This is a genomic window from Mesorhizobium sp. M1396 (genome assembly GCF_040317725.1).
Lineage (GTDB): Bacteria > Pseudomonadota > Alphaproteobacteria > Rhizobiales > Rhizobiaceae > Mesorhizobium.
Window position 1 is genome coordinate 72,114 of record NZ_JAMYLA010000023.1, and the last position, 21,324, is coordinate 93,437.

17 protein-coding genes and 1 tRNA gene are annotated in these 21,324 nt (G+C 61.7%); 14 read left to right on the forward strand and 4 right to left on the reverse strand.

From position 1 onward, the window contains the following. Positions 1–15: 15 nt before the first annotated feature. From trbL to NKH02_RS16970, 7 genes are all read left to right on the forward strand, one after another. Positions 16–1,338, forward strand: coding sequence for a P-type conjugative transfer protein TrbL (gene trbL, locus NKH02_RS16940; RefSeq protein WP_023776467.1), 1,323 nt, complete (start codon positions 16–18; stop codon positions 1,336–1,338). Continuing rightward, positions 1,339–2,070 carry a conjugal transfer protein TrbF gene (gene trbF / locus NKH02_RS16945; RefSeq protein WP_023776468.1) on the forward strand — a complete coding sequence of 244 codons (732 nt, stop codon included), beginning with the start codon at positions 1,339–1,341 and terminating at the stop codon, positions 2,068–2,070. Next, the gene (gene trbG / locus NKH02_RS16950; protein ID WP_023776469.1) at positions 2,060–3,088 is read left to right on the forward strand and encodes a P-type conjugative transfer protein TrbG; all 1,029 of its coding nucleotides are present in this window, start codon (positions 2,060–2,062) and stop codon (positions 3,086–3,088) included. The genes trbF and trbG overlap by 11 nt, the downstream gene beginning before the upstream one ends. Positions 3,089–3,098: 10 nt before the next feature. Next, positions 3,099–4,316 carry a TraB/TrbI/VirB10 family type IV secretion system protein gene (locus NKH02_RS16955; protein ID WP_023776470.1) on the forward strand — a complete coding sequence of 406 codons (1,218 nt, stop codon included), beginning with the start codon at positions 3,099–3,101 and terminating at the stop codon, positions 4,314–4,316. Between the two features lie 13 nt (positions 4,317–4,329). Next, entirely contained in the window at positions 4,330–4,608 is a 279-nt protein-coding gene (locus NKH02_RS16960) for a DUF2274 domain-containing protein (RefSeq protein WP_023689356.1), read from the forward strand. Positions 4,609–5,293: 685 nt separating this feature from the next. Then, the gene (locus tag NKH02_RS16965; protein WP_023735755.1) at positions 5,294–5,587 is read left to right on the forward strand and encodes a helix-turn-helix domain-containing protein; all 294 of its coding nucleotides are present in this window, start codon (positions 5,294–5,296) and stop codon (positions 5,585–5,587) included. Next, positions 5,588–6,949: a type II toxin-antitoxin system HipA family toxin gene (locus NKH02_RS16970; protein WP_352880181.1), complete on the forward strand. Its 1,362-nt coding sequence runs from the start codon at positions 5,588–5,590 to the stop codon at positions 6,947–6,949. Positions 6,950–7,251: 302 nt separating this feature from the next. Here NKH02_RS16970 and NKH02_RS16975 read toward each other — a convergent pair whose 3' ends face one another. The 3 genes from NKH02_RS16975 to NKH02_RS16985 all read right to left on the reverse strand — a co-directional run bounded on the left by NKH02_RS16975 (position 7,252) and on the right by NKH02_RS16985 (position 10,029). After that, the gene (locus tag NKH02_RS16975) at positions 7,252–8,547 is read right to left on the reverse strand and encodes a tyrosine-type recombinase/integrase (RefSeq protein WP_352734289.1); all 1,296 of its coding nucleotides are present in this window, start codon (positions 8,545–8,547) and stop codon (positions 7,252–7,254) included. Between the two features lie 212 nt (positions 8,548–8,759). After that, positions 8,760–8,835: transfer RNA gene (locus tag NKH02_RS16980), tRNA-Phe, on the reverse strand. 321 nt (positions 8,836–9,156) lie between these two features. Beyond that, complete coding sequence (locus NKH02_RS16985; RefSeq protein ID WP_352871530.1) at positions 9,157–10,029, reverse strand: helix-turn-helix domain-containing protein; 873 nt, start codon at positions 10,027–10,029, stop codon at positions 9,157–9,159. Positions 10,030–10,135: 106 nt separating this feature from the next. Here NKH02_RS16985 and NKH02_RS16990 point away from each other — a divergent pair, with 106 nt between their 5' ends. The 5 genes from NKH02_RS16990 to NKH02_RS17010 all read left to right on the forward strand — a co-directional run bounded on the left by NKH02_RS16990 (position 10,136) and on the right by NKH02_RS17010 (position 16,361). After that, positions 10,136–11,407 carry an ABC transporter substrate-binding protein gene (locus NKH02_RS16990; protein ID WP_352871529.1) on the forward strand — a complete coding sequence of 424 codons (1,272 nt, stop codon included), beginning with the start codon at positions 10,136–10,138 and terminating at the stop codon, positions 11,405–11,407. 109 nt (positions 11,408–11,516) lie between these two features. After that, complete coding sequence (locus NKH02_RS16995; protein WP_352871527.1) at positions 11,517–12,377, forward strand: carbohydrate ABC transporter permease; 861 nt, start codon at positions 11,517–11,519, stop codon at positions 12,375–12,377. Beyond that, positions 12,374–13,210: a carbohydrate ABC transporter permease gene (locus NKH02_RS17000; protein WP_352871525.1), complete on the forward strand. Its 837-nt coding sequence runs from the start codon at positions 12,374–12,376 to the stop codon at positions 13,208–13,210. The genes NKH02_RS16995 and NKH02_RS17000 overlap by 4 nt, the downstream gene beginning before the upstream one ends. Before the next feature lie 8 nt (positions 13,211–13,218). Further along, a complete protein-coding gene (locus tag NKH02_RS17005; RefSeq protein WP_352871524.1) occupies positions 13,219–14,298 on the forward strand; it encodes an ABC transporter ATP-binding protein in 1,080 nt (359 codons plus the stop codon). A gap of 35 nt (positions 14,299–14,333) precedes the next feature. Continuing rightward, the gene (locus NKH02_RS17010; RefSeq protein ID WP_352880183.1) at positions 14,334–16,361 is read left to right on the forward strand and encodes an aldo/keto reductase; all 2,028 of its coding nucleotides are present in this window, start codon (positions 14,334–14,336) and stop codon (positions 16,359–16,361) included. Between the two features lie 27 nt (positions 16,362–16,388). Here the strand turns inward: NKH02_RS17010 and NKH02_RS17015 are convergent, their stop codons facing one another. Next, complete coding sequence (locus tag NKH02_RS17015; RefSeq protein ID WP_352871521.1) at positions 16,389–17,435, reverse strand: AraC family transcriptional regulator; 1,047 nt, start codon at positions 17,433–17,435, stop codon at positions 16,389–16,391. Positions 17,436–17,510: 75 nt separating this feature from the next. On the opposite strand from NKH02_RS17015, the gene NKH02_RS17020 reads away from it, so the two are divergent. After that, entirely contained in the window at positions 17,511–18,977 is a 1,467-nt protein-coding gene (locus tag NKH02_RS17020) for an alpha-glucosidase/alpha-galactosidase (protein ID WP_352871519.1), read from the forward strand. Between the two features lie 117 nt (positions 18,978–19,094). Next, positions 19,095–21,179 (forward strand): ABC transporter substrate-binding protein, encoded by a 2,085-nt coding sequence (locus NKH02_RS17025; protein ID WP_352880185.1) that lies wholly within the window; start codon positions 19,095–19,097, stop codon positions 21,177–21,179. Positions 21,180–21,324 lie beyond the last annotated feature (145 nt).

Genomic DNA, 21,324 nt, shown 5'->3' on the forward strand with positions numbered 1-21,324 from the left:
GAGGAAGGCGGCGACATGAACGACCTCGGAGTCATCGATCGCTTCATGGAGACCTTTACCCGCTACATTGACAGTGGGTTCGGTCTGCTTTCGGGCGACGTCGCCTTTCTCACCACCATTCTGATCGGCATTGACATCACGCTCGCGGGCTTGGTCTGGGCGTTCGGCGGCGAGCCCAACATTCTCGGCCGGCTTGTTCGCAAAGTGCTCTATGTCGGCGCCTTCGCCTTCGTCCTGAACAATTTCAAGAACCTCGCCGACATAATTTACCGCTCCTTTGCCGGTCTCGGCATCAACGCATCGGCCGGCAACCTGTCCGCCGACAGTCTCCTGCGGCCAGGCCGCATTGCCGCGGCCGGCTTCGAGGGCGCCTGGCCGCTCCTCAATCAAGCGAGCCAGCTAGTAGGCTTCCCCGAGATCTTCGGTAACGCGCTCACCATCTTCGTGCTGCTTCTGGCCTGGTTCCTGGTCCTCATCGCCTTCTTCATTCTTTCCATCCAGCTCTTCATCACCATCCTCGAGTTCAAGCTCACCACGCTGGCCGGCTTCGTCCTGGTGCCCTTCGCGCTCTGGAACCGCTCGGCGTTTCTGGCCGAGCGCGTGCTCGGCAATGTGATTTCGTCGGGCATCAAGGTGATGGTGCTTGCCGTCATCGTCGGCATCGGCTCCACGCTCTTTGGCGAGTTCGCTTCCGCCCTGCAGGGCCAGGAGCCGGACCTGGCGGCGGCCATGTCTCAGGTGCTGGGTGCGCTGGCGCTGCTTGGGCTCGGCATTTTCGGCCCCGGGATTGCCTCGGGTCTTGTTTCCGGCGCGCCGCAGCTTGGCGCTGGCGCGGCACTTGGAACAACGGCGGCCGCAGCTGGATCAACGCTCGTTGCCGGAGGCGCTGCGTTTGCCGGCGCGCGCATGGCAACAGGCGGCGGCCTCGCCGCAGTCCGTGCCGGCGCCGCCATGGGGTCCGCTGCCACCGTCGCTTGGCAAACGGGGCGCGCGACATCGCCCGAGTCCGGGCTGTCCGGGGTAGCTGCTGGGCTGCATGGGGTTGCGAGTGCCGCTAGCGGCGCCGCGATGCGGGGAATGCGATCCGCAGCAGAACCATTCCGCCGTAGTGCCGACGCCGGTCGCGATGCCGGCTGGACCGCGACCGGCGGCATGCCGACCGCGTCAAAGACAGGAACCTCGCCCGCTGCAGCCTCTGACCCCGCGCCGGTCTGGGCAAGGCGTCTGCGTTCCGAACAGACCGCACGCGCCCATCGCAATGCTGCCACGCAGGCGGTGCGCGATGGAGATCGGGGCGGAAGCGGCGCCAATCCCTCCCTCAATGACAAGGAAGACTAGATGCTCTTCAAGCGACCCGTTCAGCGTTATGGAAAGACGCCCGAACCCGTAACACCCTACCAGAAGGCCAGCCAACTCTGGGATGAGCGCATCGGCACGGCGCGCGTCCAGGCCAAGAACTGGCGCTTCATGGCCTTTGGCTGCCTGGCTCTGACGACGGGGCTTTCCGGTGGGCTTCTGTGGCAGTCGATGCAGGGCCGCGTCGTGCCTTATGTCGTCGAGGTCAACCGCTTTGGCGAGGCGCACGCGGTCGCGCCGGCAGTCCAAAACTACCAGCCCGACGATGCCCAGATCGCCTGGCATCTCAGCCGCTTCATCCAGAATGTCCGTTCGGTTTCCACCGATGCGGTTCTGGTGCGGCAGAATTGGCTGTCGGCCTACGACTTTGCCACCGACCGAGCGGCGCTCTTCCTCAACGAATATGCCAAGGCGAACGACCCTTTCGGCCAAATCGGCACGCGCAGCGTGTCAGTGCAGGTGACCAGCGTGGTCAGGGCTTCCGACAGCTCGTTCCAGGTCAAATGGACCGAGCAGGTGTTCGAGCGCGGCAGCCTCGCCAGCACGACGCGCTGGATCGGGATCCTCACCATCCTCATCCGCCCGCCTAGGACAACCGAGCAGCTGCGCAAGAACCCGCTCGGCGTCTTCATCAACGCCATCGACTGGTCGCGCGAGCTCGACAGCGCCGCGCCAACCCCCGTTTCCCCTAAGGAGCCCGCCAATGACAAATAGAGCCCCATTGCTTCGTGCTGCCTTGATCCTGTCGGCGTCTGCTGCGGTTCTTTCGGCCTGTGCCTCGAAGCCAGTGCCGCCGCCTCAGATTTCCTATGACCACGAGGACTTCAAACCAGCCGCGATCGAGAAGGCGCCGGAGAAGCCGGTCAAGGTCGTGGAAGTGCCGAAACCGTTACCGTTGCCTGGTCAGTTGATGCCCGCACCCGGCAAGCCCGCCCCAGATAAGCGCTCGCCGGAAGAACAGGTCGCCGATGCCAACAAGGCGGCGACGCAACAACCCACCAAGTTTGGCTATGTCAATGCGGTGCAGGTTTACCCCTTTGCCGACGGCGCGCTCTACCAGCTCTACGCCGCGCCGGAGCGCGTCACCGATATCTCATTGCAGCGGGGCGAGAAGCTGACCTCGGTCTCAGCCGGCGATACGGTCCGTTGGGTGATCGGTGACACCGTTAGTGGCTCAGGCGATGACCAGCGCACTCATGTGCTGGTGAAGCCATTCGCGCCGGGGCTTGCCACCAATCTGGTCATCACGACGGACAGGCGATCCTATCACCTGCAGCTTCAAAGCACTGAGAAAACTGCCATGGCGGCGCTCTCCTGGATTTACAGCGAAGACCAACTCGTGGCGCTTCGGCGGCGCAACGCTCAGGCCGAGGCTGAAATGCCCGCGGCCTCGAACGTAGCACTCGAAAACATCCGCTTCCGCTATTCGATCGCCGGCGACACGCCACCATGGAGACCGACGCGCGCCTTTGATGATGGCAGCAGGGTCTATATCGAATTCCCGCGCCGTATAGACCAAGGTGAGGCGCCGCCGCTCTTCATCGTCGGAGCCGACGGGGACAACCAGCTCGTCAACTATCGCATGCGCGGCAACTACTACATCGTCGATCGCCTCTTTGCTGCGGCCGAGCTAAGGCTGGGCACCAAACAGCAGCAGGTGGTGCGCATTACGAGAACCGACGGTCGGAAACCGCCGCGGCGGGTTTCGCTGTTTTCGCGTTTTGGCAGGTGAGGGGAGGCTCATGACCGATACTTCCCATCCGAATGCTCCGCCGAAGCTCAATCCCGAACAGCTGCAGCTGCGAGCCTCGCCCCGCCGAGCGGTGCGGTTCAGGCGCGGCATAATCGTCGCGATCGCTGCTGTTGGTTCCGGCGCTGTTTTTGGCGTCACGATGATGGCGCTGCGGGGACCCGCATTGCGCCTGAAACAGCAGGCCGAAGAGCTCTACAGCACGGACCGCAAGCCGACCGCCGAGGGACTTGAATCGCTGCCCAAGGACTATTCCGGGAGCAAGCCGAAGGCTCCGGTGCTTGGACCGCCGCTGCCCGGGGATCTCGGCCGTCCTATTCTCGAGCACCAGCGCCAGCTTGGCATCGCACCTGGGCAAGACGTTTCCGCCGAGGCGCAGCGGCTTGCACAACAAGCGATTGAGGCGCGCGAGTCGCAAGTCCTCTTCCGCATCGAAAACCGGCCCCAGCAGGCGGAAGCTTTTGGCAATGGGCAGGGCGGACGTTCCCCTTTCGAGACGGCGTCTCCGCAGCCAGATGCCGAAGGCCAGCGAGCTTCCGTCGCGCCGGCCGAGGGCGACCAGAACAATCAACAGCGCAAGCTCGATTTCATCGATCAACGGAACACCGGCGGGATCTACAACCCGCATGCACTGCAGACGCCGGCTTCGCCCTATCAGATCATGGCCGGTAGCGTGATCGCTGCAAGCCTGATCACCGGCATCAATTCCGATCTGCCCGGCCTTGTCGTCGCCCAGATCACCGAGAATGTGCACGACAGCGTCACCGGCAGCATCCTGCTCATCCCGCAGGGCTCACGGCTGATCGGCACCTACGACAGCGTTGTAGCCTTTGGGCAAAGGCGCGCTCTGTTGGTGTGGCAACGCATCGTTATGCCGAACGGCTCCTCTACCGAAATCGACAATCTGCCCGTGACCGACGCGGCCGGCTATGCCGGGCTTGAGGACAAGGTGGATTTCCATACTTGGCAGTTGATCAAGGGCGTCGCGGTGGCCACATTGCTGGGGGTTGGTACCGAGTTGAGCTTTGGGGAAAATGAAAGCGACTTGGTCAAGGCAATTCGTGAATCCACCCAGCAGAACGTCAGTCAAGCGGGCCAACGGATCACTGAAAAGAACCTGAACGTCCAACCCACGATCACCGTGCGCCCTGGTTGGCCGTTGCGCGTCATCGTGCACAAGGACCTCGTGTTGCGGCCATACACGGGGTGAACAGGAGGACTTCATGGCTAACCTGAAACTCGGAAAACTTCCGGACCGGACACCTTCGAAGATCACCATCACCGTTGGCGCCGACTTGAGCCAAGCACTCAACGACTATGCCGCACTTTACCGTGAGACCTATGGCGAGTCCGAAACGGTGGCGGAACTGATCCCCTTTATGCTGGTCGGGTTCCTGGAAGGCGACCGGGCGTTTGCCAAGGCCAGAAAGGAAGGTCTGCCGGGCGCCGGCGCGTCGGAGAAACCACGAAGGCAATCATCTTCCACACTGGACAACGGTTAGCGCTTGGTGTCGTTTTGGAGCACGCTAGGTTCTTGATGCTGACCGCGTTGCCGCCGGTCCGTACTCCACCAGTTCGAGTGCCTCCTCCTTTGTGCAGGAATTCGCCTGAGCGAGTTCGAGCGCCTCTTCAAGGAAGCGATGATTGCGCTCCTGTACATCGAGGTGCGCCGGCGTCGGAAAGCACGCGACAATCCGTTGCCACACGCGGTGTTGAAACGAGCCTGAAGGCATGTCTAATTCCCAGCGGTTACCCTGAGAAGACACTGAGTCTGAGGGAGATTCAAGTTTCAGGGGAACAACTAAGCCTGCTAGACAATAAGTGCATAAAAGCCGTGGCTTTTTCTTGCGGCCGGCCTCGTTCTCTTCGGACAAAAAATCGATCTTGTCACGATGCCGCCAGACCGGATGCTGAATGACAACTTCTCGCCAACAGTAATTGAATAGCGGACCGGACCGCTCCCGGCCCCGACAAGTTGTTGAGTTCTCGACCAGCGGTCATTCTCGATGGTACCGTGGCGAAAGGTCGATCGCACATTGTTGCGTGGCGCAATGATTTATATACGTTAGTATATGAAGGTTGTCGATATGTGAACCTATATAGCCTTAAATTGATATAGTGACGTATATTGACACCCGTCATATACGAGCCTATATCAGGCTAGCTCATACAGAAATCGTATAGGCCATGAAGATCAGAACAGCTCGCGACATTGGAATCCTGATCAAGGAGGCCCGCACCCGGCGCGGCCTGTCACAGGCTGCCTTGGCCAAAATGATCAACACGACGCAGACGTGGGTGTCGTGGATCGAGAACGGCAAGCCCAGCGCCGAGATCGGCAACGTCCTGCTGGCGCTGACCACGCTTGGTGTGGAGATGGACTTTCAGATCCCGCCGGCGCCGACGTCGGCTGATCATCATCATAATGCCGATGAACGGCATGTCGACGATGACGACGACGAGATTCCCTACAAGCTCTAGATGACGATGATCATGATGAACCCGATCGACACCCTCGACGTCTATATCGCTGGCAGACCGGTTGGGGGGCTCCACCACTTGCAGGGCGGCAAGCTTTCGTTCTCCTATCACGAGGCATGGATGGAAGGCCGGGTGGCGATCCCGCTCTCCCTGTCCATGCCGACGATCACCAGGACCTACGAGGGCAAGGTCGTCGAGGCATTCCTCTGGGGCCTACTGCCGGATAATGAGCAGACCCTCGCCAGATGGGCGCAGAGGTTCCAGGTCTCCGCCCGAAACCCGTTTGCCCTGCTCAAGAATGTCGGCCGCGACTGCGCCGGCGCCGTCCAGTTCCTTCCTCGTGGCGGCCAGATTTCCCGCAGCGAGAACGTGGAGTTGCTCACCGAGGCGCAGATCGGCGACCGCCTGCGCGACCTGCGCAAGGATGGTGCAGCGACCCGGCGAATCGGCGATCCTGGTCAGTTCAGTCTCGCTGGTGCGCAGGCAAAGACGGCGTTCCATTTCGACACGGGCAGCAATCGCTGGGGTATCCCTCTAGGCGATACGCCCACGACACACATCTTAAAGCCGCCTTTGCCGCACTTGCACGGGCATACTGAGAACGAGCATTTCTGCCTGAAGCTTGCATGCAAGCTCGGCATGGACGCTGCACACAGCCAGGTTCTCGACTTTGCAGGCGAAAAGGCGATCGTTCTCGAGCGCTACGACCGCCGCAACATCGACGGCAAGACCATCCGCATCCATCAGGAGGACATGTGCCAGGCCCTGTCGGTGATGCCGACGCTAAAGTACGAGAACCAGGGTGGGCCAGGTATCACGACGATCTCCAAAAAGGTGCTGTCGGCCTCCCTCGACCCCGTCCGAGACCGTCAGACCTTCATGGCCGCGAACGTCTTCAACTGGATCATCGCCGGCACGGACGCGCATGCAAAGAACTACTCGATGCTGCTCGGTGCCCAGGGCGAGGCCCGCCTAGCTCCGCTCTACGACATCTCCTCCATTCTGCCGCACCTCGGCGAGGGAGAGATCCAAGCTGAGATGCGCGACCTTAAACTGGCGATGAAGATCGACAGAGTCTACCCGATCGACGAGATCATGCCGCGCCACTGGGGGCGCTGTGCGTCCTCAGCAAAGGTCGGCGCCGAGTACACGGTGCGGAGGATCCGCCATCAGCTCGCGGTGATGCCCGATATGGCATCGGAGTGCGCCCAAGAGCTTCGCCAAGAGGGGATCATCCATGAGATCGTTGGTCGCCTCGTCGACGCGATCGCGACGCGCATCAAGGGCTTGTCCCGGATCTATGGAGAGGAAGCCGCCGCGGAGCCCCTGGAGGTTGTGGAGGTGAAAGTCGGGCGGGGATAGCGGATCCACGGACTAATGCCGGCGAAACGGACGGACCGCACACTGCCCAAGGGATTCTCGCTCTAGTAGCGCGGCCCCGGGCCGGGTAGATGGCCGGTTTCGGAACCGGCCATCCGGCATCTTGAATGACGGGAATGGGGTGGGCTGCAGAACGGCAGCTTCCCGCCGAACGTTGCCCAAGAGCGGCCAGTCCAGTCCGCTCTCGGCCAACCGTCATCATTCACCAACCTTATTGATTCCCCGGAGAGAAAGTTGATCCTCCGGGCCGACGATTTGGCGCGAGTTTCGGCGTTTTTCGACGGTCAGTATGATTTCCGGCGGTTAGAGATTTGCATCGGCGTTTGGTGAACGGCCGCTGTTGGGTTCAAAGTGGATGGTCGCGTTGGCTTGCGGCGTCCCTCGATTGAGATCACCCGCGGGTTTTTGCTCTTGAGTTCATCCAGATAGTCGGCCCACCATTGCATCATCTTGACGCGCTCGTCCCAGTGCTCTGCCCGGGCGTAGGCGCGCCGAACGTCGTTGTTCTCAATGTGGGCCAGCTGCCGCTCTATGGCGTCCGGATGCCACTTGCCGCATTCGTTCAGCAGAGTTGATGCCGTTGCTCGAAAACCATGCGCGGTTGCTTCTTCCTTGCCGTAACCCATACGACGCAGCGCGGCGTTAAGCGTGTTGTCGGAAATCGGACGCGAAGCCGATCGAACACTAGGAAACAGCAGCGATCCACCACCAGAGATTTCTCTCAGTGAAGTCAGGACGCTGATCGCTTGCTTTGATAGGGGTATGCGGTGCGGCCGTCGCATTTTCATGCGTGCTTCAGGGATCGTCCACACCGAGCTTTCAAAATCGAACTCTTCCCATTCAGCGGCGCGAAGCTCGCCTGGGCGGGGAAACAGCAGCGCTATCAGCTTCAGACCGGCTCGCGTTGTAGGCTGTCCGTCAAATGCATGGATCGCCCTCAGCAAACCGCCCAAGGCCTTCGGATCGGTAATCGCGGCGCGAGACGTTACCTTCGGACTGATGAGTGCGCCTCTGAGGGCGAAGGTCGGATCTGTCTCGGCGCGTGCGGTCGCGATCGCGTATCGAAACACGCTGCCGATGGTGGAGCGCAGTCGCCTGGCCGACTCATATCGACCGCGAACCTCCACGCGACGGAGGGCGGTAAGGATGCTGGCCGGCTCGATCTCCCGAATGCACTTGTCGCCGATTATCGGATAGGCAAAGTCGAGCAGCCATTTGACCTTGCTGATCGTCCGGTCGGCACGTCCCTCCTTCTTCAGCTTGTCAACATATTCGTCCGCGATTGAGCGAAAGGAGTCCTTTGCCGAATCGGCCTTCCGCAAGCTGCGTTCCTTTCCAGGGTCGACGCCAGCTAGCAGGAGCCTTTTAGCATCATCGCGCGCCTCCCGTGCCTCGGCGAGAGAGATAAGGGGATAGCTGCCCAGCGCGAGCAGTTTCTGCTTGCCGTCAAAGCGGTAGGCGAGCCGCCAGAGGCGAGAGCCCGTGGGCTGTACCCATAGCTGCAGCCCGCCCCCGTCAGACAATTTCGCGAGTTTGGAAGCAGGGCGGGCGTTTCGACATTTCACGTCGGATAGGGCCATTCGTCAGGTCTCCCTTGGCTGTTTCGATACCATCAGGATGTCGAATACCAACGGAAATACCATCCCCCCGCCTCGTTGGATCAAATGCGCCCGAAGCGCTCTCTGTCACGCCTAATTGCGCAATGCGACAGCAAAAGATCAATAATTCCAGTCGCTTGCAGAAGCTGCAGCGTAGACGGTTCGGCTAAACGGAGTGTCGGGAGAAGAGGGGATGGTGCCCAGAGGCGGATTCGAACCACCGACACGCGGATTTTCAGTCCGCTGCTCTACCAACTGAGCTATCTGGGCCTGTTCCGGCGAACGACAACTCGTTGACCGGATCTCATCAAGGCGCCAGGAGCGCCCCTTGAAAGCGCGTGGGTTATAGCACGGGAATTCGGCCTGTCCAGCGCCTAGATGGCGATTTCAGACAGGAAAAGCGATGCCATGCAGGGCCCCGGTTTCCGTGCCGCTTCCATGGCCGGAATGGCGCACAGCATCGCACGATCCGGCCTTCGTCACCCTTGTCCGCGTCGCTATTGCGGGCTGAAATGCCATGACACGTCTTTTAGCCGGCGATCGTGGCGCCAATGCTTTCGCGGCACCAGGTGCGCCACAGGTCGTCGTTGCCTATCTGGCGCCCGTCACGCCTCTGCGAAAATCCGACGGCGACATGCCGGCCAGCTTGCGAAACGACTTGTTGAAGGCGCTGAGCGAGCCGAAGCCAGAGTCCATGGCGACGCGCAGCACATTGGCGTCCTGATGCATCAAAAGCGCTTGCGCATAGCTCAGCCGCAAAAGGTTGACATATTCATTGAGCGTCATGCCGGTCGACTTCTTGAACAGGTTCATGGCGTATTTGGGATGGATGTCGGCGGCGGCGGCGATATTCACGCAATCGATCTCGTAGAGGAAGTTCTCGGCGATGAAATCGCACATGCGCCCGACATTGCGCGACGATTGCTGGTCGAAGGGGCTGCCCGTTTCCTGCCCGGGCGCGGTTCCGGGCACCAGCCGATAAGGCTCGAACCGCACCCGCTCCAGCCGCAGCAGCAACTCGTTCACGGCATGCTCGATCATGGCCGGATCGCCCGAGCGGAAGTAGCGGTTCCAGCGCTCGAAATTGTGGTGGTCCGCCGGATCGGTCGCGCCCGTCACCAGCGTGGCGCCCGTCATCAGCCGATGGCGGACATCCGTCGGCAAATGCAAGCGAAAGAAATGCACCAGCGGCAGATGCGCGCCGGCATAGATAGCGTCGTCCGAGAGATCGTCCATCTGGTGCGGCAGGCCGCCCCAGAACAGGCACATGTCGCCCGCCGACAGTGCGATCTCATGTTCGTTCATGCGGTAATGCACGCTGCCGCGCACGATGAAATTGACCTCGACCTGGGCGTGCCAATGCGGCTTGAGCATCACCAGCGGATGGTTGTGAAACATCTGCAAGGCCAGCGGCAGGCCTTCCACGCTGCTGGCGCCAGGCTGATAAAACGGCCGTTCCGGCATCTTACTTTCCGCCAATTTCATATTCCCTTTGACGGCGACAGGCCCTGCCCACTGCATAGTCTAGCCGTGCTCACAGTGAGAGAGCAAATGGAATGGGAGGATTTCTATGCGCATCACAATGACCTGCGCCGCGCTCGTGCTTGCCCTGGGCTCTGCCCCGGCCTATGCGCAGTCCGGCGAAATCACCATCTGGAGCTGGAATGTCGCGGCTTCATCGCTGAAGGCGACGATTGCCGGCTTCAACAAGCAATTTCCCGACGTCAAGGTCACGGTCCAGGATCTCGGCAACCAGCCGACCTACGACAAGTCGATCGCCGGCTGTGCCGCCGGAGGCGTAGGCTTGCCCGACATCGTCTCGATCGAGAATGGCGAGGCCGAAAATTACTGGAGCCAGTTCCCCGACTGCTTCGTCGACCTGCATACGCTGGGCTACACAGCCGAGGATCAGGCGAAATTCCCCGACTTCAAGCGCACCGAACTCGAAGTCGGCGAGAAGGCCTATGCGATGCCGTGGGATTCAGGCCCGGTCGCCGCCTTCTATCGCCGCGACTTCTACGAAAAGGCCGGGGTCGATCCGGCGTCGATCAAGACCTGGGATGATTTCATCGCCGCCGGCAAGAAGATCCAGGCCGCCAATCCGGGCGTCACCATGACCAACGCCGATTTCAACGGCGATAGCGAATTCTTCCGCATGATCTCCAACGAACAGGGCTGCGCCTATTTCTCCGCCGACGGGCAGTCGATCACGGTCAACCAGCCCAAATGCGTCGATGCCATGACCAAGATCAAGGAGATGAAGGACGCCGGCATCATCTCGTCGGCCGACTGGGGCACCAAGATCACCAACAACACGGCCGGCACCGTCGCCACCCAGATTTATGGCGGCTGGTACGAGGGCACCATTCGCACCGAATCGGCCGGTGAAAACGGCAAATGGGGCGTCTATCTGATGCCGAGCCTCACCGCCGACGGGCCGCGCGCCGCCAATCTCGGCGGGTCGTCGTTGGCCATCACTTCGGCGTCGAAAAACAAGGAAGCCGCCTACGCCTATCTGAAATACACGCTGGAGACGAACGAAGGCCAAATCACCATGCTCAAGGAGTTTGGCCTGGTGCCTTCGCTGGTGTCGGCGCTCAACGACCCCTATGTCTCGGAAGGCCTGCCCTACTGGGGTGGCCAGGCCGTGTGGAAGGACATTCTCGGCACCTTGCCCAAGGTCGTTCCGAGCCGCGGCACCCCGTTCCAGAGCGACGCCGAAATCATCGTCCGTGCCGTGCAGACCAAATATCTGGCCGGAGGCTACCCCGACGCCAAGGCAGCGCTCGACGACGCCGCAAGCCAGATCGCCGCGGCGACCGGATTGCCCGTCAAATCTTGATCTGGACGTGATGGTCGCGGGGCGGCATGACGCTGCCCGCGACCATTGCCGAACGCGCCCCGCGCTTCAGCAGGGCGCGCCACCCTTGAACGCGGAAAGGAGGCAACAAATGCGCTACCAGAATGCAACGGCGTATCGCTTCCTCGCGCCCTATCTGCTGATCTTTGCGGTCTTCTGGGTGTGGCCGATCATCAGCTCCTTCATGATCTCCTTCCAGGCGACGCGCACCGTGCCGTGGCGGTTCGCGCCAGGCTTCAACTGGGGGCGATTGATCGGCGATCCGGCGTTCTTCAACGCGCTGAAGAACACGCTGCTCATCCTGGTCATCCAGGTGCCGGTGATGATTTCGCTGGCGCTCGTCATGGCGGTGCTGTTGAACTCGCCGCTCCTGAAGGCGCGCGGCCTTTACCGCTTTGCCTTCTTCGCCCCGGTGGTGGTCGGCGAGGTCGCCTATTCGGCGGTGTTCCGGCTGATGTTCAACCTCGATTTCGGCATCATCAACAAGCTCCTGAACAGCGTCGGCTTGCCCAAGATCGACTGGTTTTCCAACGTCACCCCGGCGATGGCGCTGATCATGATCGCGGTGACCTGGCGCTGGGCCGGTTACAACGCCATCATCCTGCTCGCCGGCATGCAGTCCATTCCCGAAGATGTTTACGAGGCGGCGACGCTCGACCGCGTCAGCAAGCTCAAGCAGTTCTTCTACATCACTCTGCCGCTACTCAAGCCGGTCATCGTGTTCTGCCTCGTGCTGTCGATCATCGGCACCATGCAGCTGTTCACTGAGCCGTTCCTGATCACCGAGCGCGGCGGACCGGGCGGCGGCACGGAGACGCTTGGCCTGCTGCTCTATCGCCAGGGTTTCCGGTCGCTCAATTTCGGCTACGCATCGGCCGTTGCCTACACCATGGCCGGCCTGGCGATCGCCATCACGCTGGCGCAGCTGTGGCTGACGAGGGAACCGAAATGAGTTCGCGTTCCTCCGCCAGGCTGGGACGCAGCATCGCGCTGCATCTGTTCCTGACGCCGCTGGCACTGATCTGGCTGTTTCCGCTGTGGATGATGGTTGTCTTCTCGACCATGCCGGACAACGGCATCTTCAGCCCCGGCATCGAGCTTTTGCCGCACGGCAATTTCATCGACAATTTCAACAATCTGCAGCGCGACACCAACTTCGTCGGCGCCATCGGCATTTCGGTGTCGGTGGCGGTGACCTACACATCCCTGTCGGTGCTGCTGACGTCGATGGCCGGCTGGGCGCTGGCCCGCTACCAGTTCTTCGGCAAGGGCGCGGTCGTCGCCATCATCCTCGGCACCATCACGCTTCCCTATGCGGTGGTGCTGATCCCGCAATTCATCATGGTGGCGCGCGACTTCAAGCTTGCCAACACCTGGGTGGCGCTGATCGTGCCGCCGCTGTTCAATTCGCTCGGCGTGCTGTTCATGCGGCAGAGTTTTTCGATGATGCCGGACGACCTCTTCGACGCGGCGCGCGTCGAAGGCGTGAAGGAATGGCGCATCTTCCTTTTCGTCGCGCTGCCCCTGGCACGGCCGATGCTGGCGGCGCTCGCCATCATCTTGTTCCTCGCCTCCTGGAACAATTATCTGTGGCCGCTTTTGATCAACAGCCAGCCCGGTTCGATGACGGCGCCGGTGGCGCTCGGCACGCTGATCGGCCTCACCAAGGTGTCGTGGGGCGGCATCATGGCGGGCGCGGTCATGCTGACGGTGCCGATGCTCGTCGTCTTCGTGCTGCTGCAGCGCCATTTCATCGCCGGCATCGCCGCCGGCGCGGTCAAATAAGGGGCAGAATGGCAACGGTCACGCTCAACAATGTCGTCAAGCGCTTCGGCGTCTTCGAGGTCGTCCATGGCGCCAGCATCGACATCAAGGACGGCGAATTCGTCGTCTTCGTCGGCCCCTCCGGCTGCGGCAAGTCCACGCTGCTCAGGATGATCGCCGGGCTCGAGGACATCAGCGGCGGCGAGATCGCCATCGGCGGCAAGGTGGTGAACGATGTCGAGCCGGCCGACCGCGGCATCGCCATGGTGTTCCAGTCCTATGCGCTCTATCCGCATATGAGCGTCGAACAGAACCTCTCTTTCGGGCTGCGCATGACCGGCAACCCGAAGGCCGACACCGACCGGCGGGTGAAGCGGGCGGCCGAGATCCTGCGCATCAGCGAATTGATGGACAGGCGGCCGAAGAAACTTTCCGGCGGCCAGCGCCAGCGCGTCGCCATAGGTCGCGCCATCGTGCGCGAGCCGCAGGTCTTCCTGTTCGATGAGCCGCTCTCCAATCTCGACGCCGAACTGCGCGTCCAGATGCGGGTCGAGATCTCTCGGCTGCACAAGGAACTCGGCGCCACCATGATCTATGTCACGCACGACCAGACCGAGGCGATGACGCTCGCCGACAGGATCGTCGTGATGCGCGCCGGCCATATCGAGCAGATCGGCCGGCCGCTCGATCTCTACGACAATCCCGACAACCAGTTCGTGGCGGGCTTTGTCGGCTCGCCGAAGATGAACTTCATCAAGGCCCATATTGTCGGGCACGATGCGCGTGGCGTGATCGTCGAACTGGCGGGTCAGGAGAAGACCCGTTTCATCCAGCCGCTGACAGGCGCTACGCCCGAAGTGGGGAGCAAGGTCATCGTCGGCGTGCGGCCCGAACATTTCGGCAGTGCGGGAGAAGGTGGCGCCGACCTCGTCGTCGGCATCGACGTGATTGAGCATCTCGGCGGCACGAGCTTTCTCTACACCAGAACGGCCAATGGTGAAGACGTGGTGATCCAGCGCGACGCGGCAAAGGTCCCCGATACGCCCGAGATCACCGTTTCCATCCGCAAATCCTACCTGTTCGATGAAAAAGGACTGCGGCTGCGCTGACCGGCCGCCCTTTCCAGCCTTCAAGGAGAATGACAATGACCGCAACCACGCCCATTCGCTGGGGCATCCTCGGGCCGGGCAGCATCGCCCAGTCCTTTGCCGGTGGCGTGGCCGATTCGCGCACCGGAAAGCTGGTCGCCATCGGTGCCCGCAATCCCGCCAAGCCTGGCCTTGCCGAGAGTTTCCCCGGCGCCCGCATCCTCGACGGCTACGACGCACTGCTCGCCGATCCCGACGTCGACGCGGTCTACATTTCCATCCCGCATCCCGGCCATGCGCAATGGGCGATCAAGGCGGCCGAGGCCGGAAAGCATGTGCTGTGCGAAAAGCCGCTGGCGCTGACCGCCTTCGAGGCCGACGCCATGATGCATGCCGCGCGCAAGGCCGGCACGTTTCTCGGCGAGGCCTTCATGTACCGGCTGCATCCGCAGACGCTGAAGCTGGTGGAACTGATCAGATCGGGCGTCATCGGCGACGTCAGGATGATCAAGTCGAGCTTCGGTTTCGCCATGCCGCGCTTCATGCCGGAGCACCGGCTCTATGCCAACGATCTCGCCGGCGGCGGCATTCTTGACGTCGGCGGCTATCCCGTCTCGATGGTGCGGCTGATTGCCGGCGCCGCAGCCGGAAAGCCCTTCGCCGAGCCGGATAAAGTGGTCGGCACCGCCCATCTTGGCCAGTCCGGCGTCGACGAATGGGCCTCGGCGCTGCTGCATTTCTCGGGTGGCATTGTCGCCGAAGTCTCCTGCAGCATCTCGCTCAACCAGGACAATGTTCTGCGCATCCTCGGCACCAAAGGCCGCATCGAAGTGCCGGACTTCTGGTTCGCCGGCGGCAACCGCGACGTCGGCCTTGGCCAGATCGACGTCATTGCATCCGATGGCACGCGCGAGACCATCAGCGTCAACGAGAAGCGCCATGTCTATTCCTTCGAGGTCGACGCAGCCGGTGAGGCCATCCGCGCCGGACGGCAGGAATTCGCCTGGCCGGGCATGGCATGGGCGGAAAGCCTCGGCACGTTGCGTGTGCTGGACAGATGGCGGGCGGCGGCCGGCCTCGAATACGGGATCGAGAAGGCCCAACAACGTATCAACACCATCTCCGGCCGGCCTTTGCGGTCCGGCGGAACGGCGATCGCCAAGCGCACGATCCCCGGCCTGTCGAAGCCGGCATCGGTGGTGGCGCTCGGCTTCGAGGATTTCCGCACGTTTTCCTCGGGCTCGATCCTGCTCGACGCGTTTTTCGAGGCTGGCGGCAATCTGTTCGATACGGGCTATGTCTACGGCGCCGGCTATACGGAGAAGCTGCTTGGCGAGTGGTTGAAAAACCGCGGCGTGCGCGCGCAATCGGTGGTCATCGCAAAGGGCGCGCATTCACCGCTCTGCTATCCCGATGTGATCGGCAAGCAGCTCGACCAGTCGCTCGACCGGCTGCAGACCGATCATGTCGATGTCTACTTCATGCACCGCGACAATCCGGATGTGCCGGTCGGCGAATTCGTCGATGCGATGGATCGCGAGGTGAAGGCAGGTCGCATCCGCGGCCCGTTCGGCGGCTCGAACTGGACGATGGAACGCATGGATGAGGCCATTGCCTATGCCGAGCGCACCGGCAAGCAGAAGCCGGGCGCGCTGTCCAACAATTTCTCGCTGGCCGAAATGTTGGAGCCGATCTGGGCTGGCTGCGTCACGTCCTCCACGGATGCGTGGAAGGCCTGGCTGACATCTAGGCAGATGCCGAATTTCGCCTGGTCGAGCCAAGGGCGCGGCTTCTTCACCGATCGCGCCGGGCGCGACAAGCAAGACAACGAGGAACTGGTGCGGGTGTGGTACTCGGAGCGGAATTTCGGCCGCCGCGACCGCGCGATCGAACTCGCCGAGAGACTTGGCAAGAGCCCGATCCATGTTGCGCTCGCCTATGTGCTCGCTCAGCCTTTCCCATCCATTCCGCTGATCGGGCCGCGCACGCTGGACGAGTTGGACGACAGCCTGCGCGCCCTCGACATCACGCTTTCGCGGGCCGATCTCGAGTGGCTGGATGGCGGCGGTCTGCGCGCTGCCTAGTTTGCTGCCTGTCTAACGGCGGCGGTGTCAGGTCCCGTCATCGGAGGCCCTGACGCCGCGCCTGGCCGGGGTTCTCATGCTCGCGTACATGCCGGTGGTGCGGAATTGGCTTGGCGTAATGCCGTAGCAGCGACGGAAAACCTTCGAAAAATAGTTCGCGTCCTCGAAGCCGCACAGGATGGCGACTTCCTTCACCGGCAGGAAGTCCGCCTTTGTCAGCAGCTTCGCCGCCCGTTGCAGGCGCTGCTGCAGCACGAACTCGGCGGGCGGCAGGCCTTCGCTCTCGGCGAAACAGCGTGAGAAATGGGCCCGGCTGAGGCCGCTGATCTGGACCAGATCCGCCACCGGCAGCGGCCTGTCGAGATTGGCATTGATGTGATCGATGACGGGCTGCATGACGCTCTGTTTTTCGGCAAAGGCGTGGGAGCCGAAGACATCGTCATAGAGTGCCATCGCAGCCTCGTAGGCTATCGCCGAAGCAGCACCCGGCGAAGCAGCCCCTTTGATCAGGCGCAGGCTGCAATCGGCAAGATGATCGATCGTCGCCGGCTGCAGCCGAAATACAGGACCAGAGACGCTAAGGATCGACTTGTGGATGCGCAGCGCTTCCTCGCCGTTCATCGAAATCCAGAAATACTCCCAGCGCTCGTCCTCAGCCAGCCAGTAGCGGTGGTTGTGCGGCACCAGCACCAGCAATGTGTCGTTCTTCTGCAGCCGGTAGTTGCGGTTCTCATAGCGCAGCCGGCCAGCTCCGCTGATCGTGTGCTGGAGCACGGTGAACGGTGTCTGGCCGCGCTTGCGGCCGTCCCAATCGTAGATCTCGTCCTCGCGCACCTCATAGCCCGTGCTCGTCGGCATGGCATGCAGGCGCTGGCGACCGCGCGGCAGCGAGATCGTGCGCATGGATTGTCCGTTGGCTATCAAATCGTGCAGCACAAAATTACCCTCGAAAGCATAATCCTTCTCTGGTCGCGCTCGCGAATAAGCGCATAATCCCCGTCGAAAAGCGAGAGAGATCCGCGGTCGAGGAGCGGACAGGGAGGTTGGTGAGCCGGATTCCGGCTTGTCGCGCATACATGTCACGGCATGTGGCTACAACTTCCCATTGTCATTCCTTGCCTGCAATTCGAATGGAATGAGGTGCGGCTGATGAGTTTCAAAATCGCTATCATCGGTGCGGGCAGCGTCGGCTTCACCAAGAAATTGTTCACAGACATCCTGTGCGTGCCCGAATTCAAGGACATCGAATTCGCGCTGACCGACGTCAGCGAGCACAATCTTCAGATGATCAAGGCGATCCTGGACAGGATCGTCGAGGCAAACAAATTGCCGACCAAGGTGACGGCGACCACCGACCGCCGCGAGGCGCTCGATGGCGCACGCTACGTCATCAACTGCGTGCGGGTCGGAGGCCTCGAAGCCTACGCCGACGATATCCGCATTCCCCTGAAATACGGCATCGACCAGTGCGTCGGCGACACGATCTGCGCCGGCGGCATTCTCTATGGCCAGCGCAACATCCCGGTGATCCTGGATTTCTGCAAGGACATCCGCGAGGTCGCCGAGACGAACGTCAAATTCCTGAACTACGCCAACCCGATGGCGATGAACACCTGGGCGGCGATCGAATACGGCAAGGTCGACACCGTCGGGCTCTGCCACGGCGTTCAGCACGGCGCCGAGCAGATCGCCGAGGTCCTGGGCGCGAAGTCCACGCAGGAGCTCGACTATGTCTGTTCCGGCATCAACCACCAGACCTGGTTCATCGACCTGCGCCTGAACGGCCGTCCCATCGGCAAGCACGAACTGGTGGCCGCCTTCGAGGCGCATCCGGTCTATTCGCGGCAGGAGAAGCTGCGCATCGACGTCCTGAAGCGCTTCGGCGTCTATTCGACCGAAAGCAACGGCCATCTTTCCGAATATCTGCCCTGGTACCGCAAACGTCCCGACGAGATCACGCGCTGGATTGACATGTCCGACTGGATCCACGGCGAGACAGGCGGTTATCTCCGCTATTCGACGGAAACCCGCAACTGGTTCGAAACGGAATATCCGCGGTTCCTCGAAGCGGCGTCGAAGCCGATCGACCAGGAGAAGCGCTCCAACGAGCATGCCAGCCACATACTGGAGGCGCTGGAGACCAACCGCGTCTATCGCGGCCACTTCAACGTCAAAAATAATGGCGTGATCACCAACCTGCCGCAGGATGCCATCGTCGAGTCGCCCGGTTTCGTCGACCGTTTCGGCATCAACATGGCCGCTGGCATCACGTTGCCGGAAGCCTGCGCCGCCACCTGTATCGCCTCGATCAATGTCCAGCGCATGTCGGTGCATGCGGCGATAGCAGGCGACATCGATCTGTTGAAGCTCGCCGTGCTGCACGACCCGCTGGTCGGCGCGGTTTCGACGCCGGAGGAGGTCTGGCAAATGGTCGACGAAATGGTCGTCGCCCAGGCGGCCTGGCTGCCGCAATACGCCCATGCGGTCCCGGCCGCCAGGGAGCGGCTGTCGACTTCGGCGGTGAAGACCCGCGAGTGGGCGGGCGCCGCACGGCGCAGCGTTCGCTCGATCGAGGAATTGCGCGCCGAAAAAGCCGCGCTGGCGCAAGCCGGCTGAAACCACATGCGGTGATGGTGGATCCAAGGGAGGCGGATCCACTGCCATGAACCGTTTGAGTTCGAGGAGAAGCGGAGCAGGTAAAACTGCTCCGAATAAACAAGAGGGAGAGAGACAGTGAGGAATTTACGCAATATCGGCCTTGCTGCCGGACTGGCGCTGAGCGTCTCGGTCTCGGCACTCAACGCATACGCTAGCGAACCGACGGTTCCGCCGGCGCCGACACCGTTCCCCGCCGAGGGCAAGATCAACTATGTGGCGCGTGACTCCATTCTGGAGTTCAAGGCACTCCCCGAATATCACGAGCCCGATTGGGTCACCGAGAAATACGTCAAGGCCGGCAAGCTGCCGCCGGTGAAAGACAGGCTTCCGAAAGAGCCGCTGGTCTTCAAGACGGGCAACATGCAGGATGGCATCGGCGTCTATGGCGATACGATGCGCCATGTCATCGGCGGACGGCCGGAAGGCTGGAACTACGGTGCGGGCCAGACGCAAGGGTGGGGCGGCATCGATATCGGCCTTTCCGAATGCCTGACGCGCACCGCGCCCCTGTTCCAGGTCGAGGCGAAGGACACCGAGCCGCTGCCGAACCTGGCCAGGAGCTGGGACTGGTCGAAGGACGGCCACAAGCTGACGATGCACCTGGTCGAGGGTGCAAAATGGTCTGATGGCGTTGCCTTCAACGCCGACGATGTCATGTTTTACTGGGACGACGAGGTCGTTGACCCGAACGTCTCGCCGCTGAACGGTGCGACGCCGGAAACCTTCGGCGTCGGCACGACGCTGAAGAAGATCGACGACTATACCGTCGAGTGGACCTTCAAGGATGCGTTCCCGAAACAATATCTCTATGCGATGGCCTATGGCACCTTCTGTCCCGGGCCCGCGCATATCCTGAAGCCGCGGCATCCGAAATATTCGAAGAACACCTACGACCAGTTCAAGAACGCTTTCCCGCCGGAATATATGAACCTGCCGGTGATGGGCGCCTGGGTGCCGGTCGAATACCGGCCTGACGACATCATCGTCATGCGCCGCAACCCCTACTATTGGAAGGTTGACGAGAAGGGCAACCAGCTGCCTTACCTCAACGAGCTGCAGTACAAGCTGTCGACCTGGGCCGATCGCGACGTCCAGGCGGTCGCCGGCTCGGCCGACTTCTCCAATCTGGAGCAGCCGGAAAACTTCGTCGCGTCGCTGAAGCGTGCGGCGGAGGCGAACGCGCCGGCCCGTCTCGCTTTCGGCCCCCGGCTCATCGGCTACAATCTACGCATGAATTTTTCCGCCAATGGCTGGGGCAACCCGGACGAGCGCGGCCAGGCGATCCGCGAGCTGAATCGCAACGATGATTTCCGTAAGGCCGTCACCATGGCGCTCGACCGCAAGGCGCTCGGCGACTCGCTGGTCAAGGGGCCGTTCACCGCCATCTATCCGGGCGGCCTGTCGTCGGGCACCAGCTTCTATGACCGCGATTCGACCGTCTACTACCCCTTCGACCTCGAGGGCGCCAAGGCCGAACTCGCCAAGGCCGGCCTCAAGGATACGGATGGCGACGATTTCGTGAACTTCCCTTCCGGCACCGCCGGCGGCAAGAATGTCGAGATCGTGATGCTGGTCAACAACGACTACACGACAGACAAGAGCCTTGCCGAAGGCGTCGTCGCCCAGATGGAAAAGCTTGGGCTGCGGATCGTGCTCAACGGCCTCAACGGCACCCAGCGCGACGCTTCCCAATATTCCGGCCGCTTCGATTGGCTGGTCCGACGCAACGAACAGGAACTGACGTCGGTGGTGCAGAACACCGTGCAGCTTGTCCCGGTTGGTCCACGCACCAGCTGGGACCATCGCGCGCCGGAGAACGGCGAGGTCGATCTGATGCCCTTCGAAAAGGACCTCGTCGACATCGTCAACAAGTTCGTCTCGACGCAGGACAATGACCAACGCGCCAGCCTGATGAAACAGTTTCAGAAGATCTCGACGGAACACGTCTACAATGTCGGTCTGACGGAATATCCTGGCGCGCTGATCGTCAACAAGCGTTTCTCGAACATACCGCAGGGTACGCCGATCTTCATGTTCAACTGGGCCGAGGATTCGATCATCCGCGAACGGGTCTTTGTCGCGGCCGACAAGCAGGCGAAATATGAGTTGTTCCCCGAGGAGCTGCCCGGCAAGCCCGGAGAAAAAGGTCCGATGAATTAGGTTTACCTCCCCTGACTGAGAGAATTCGGGCCCCGGGCCCGGGGCGGCGCCCCCAAAAAAAAAACACCCCCCCCCCCAAAACAAGGGGAGGGGCACGCAAAAAACACAACCGCCCAGTTGGGCGTAAAGACAACCCCCCAAGACG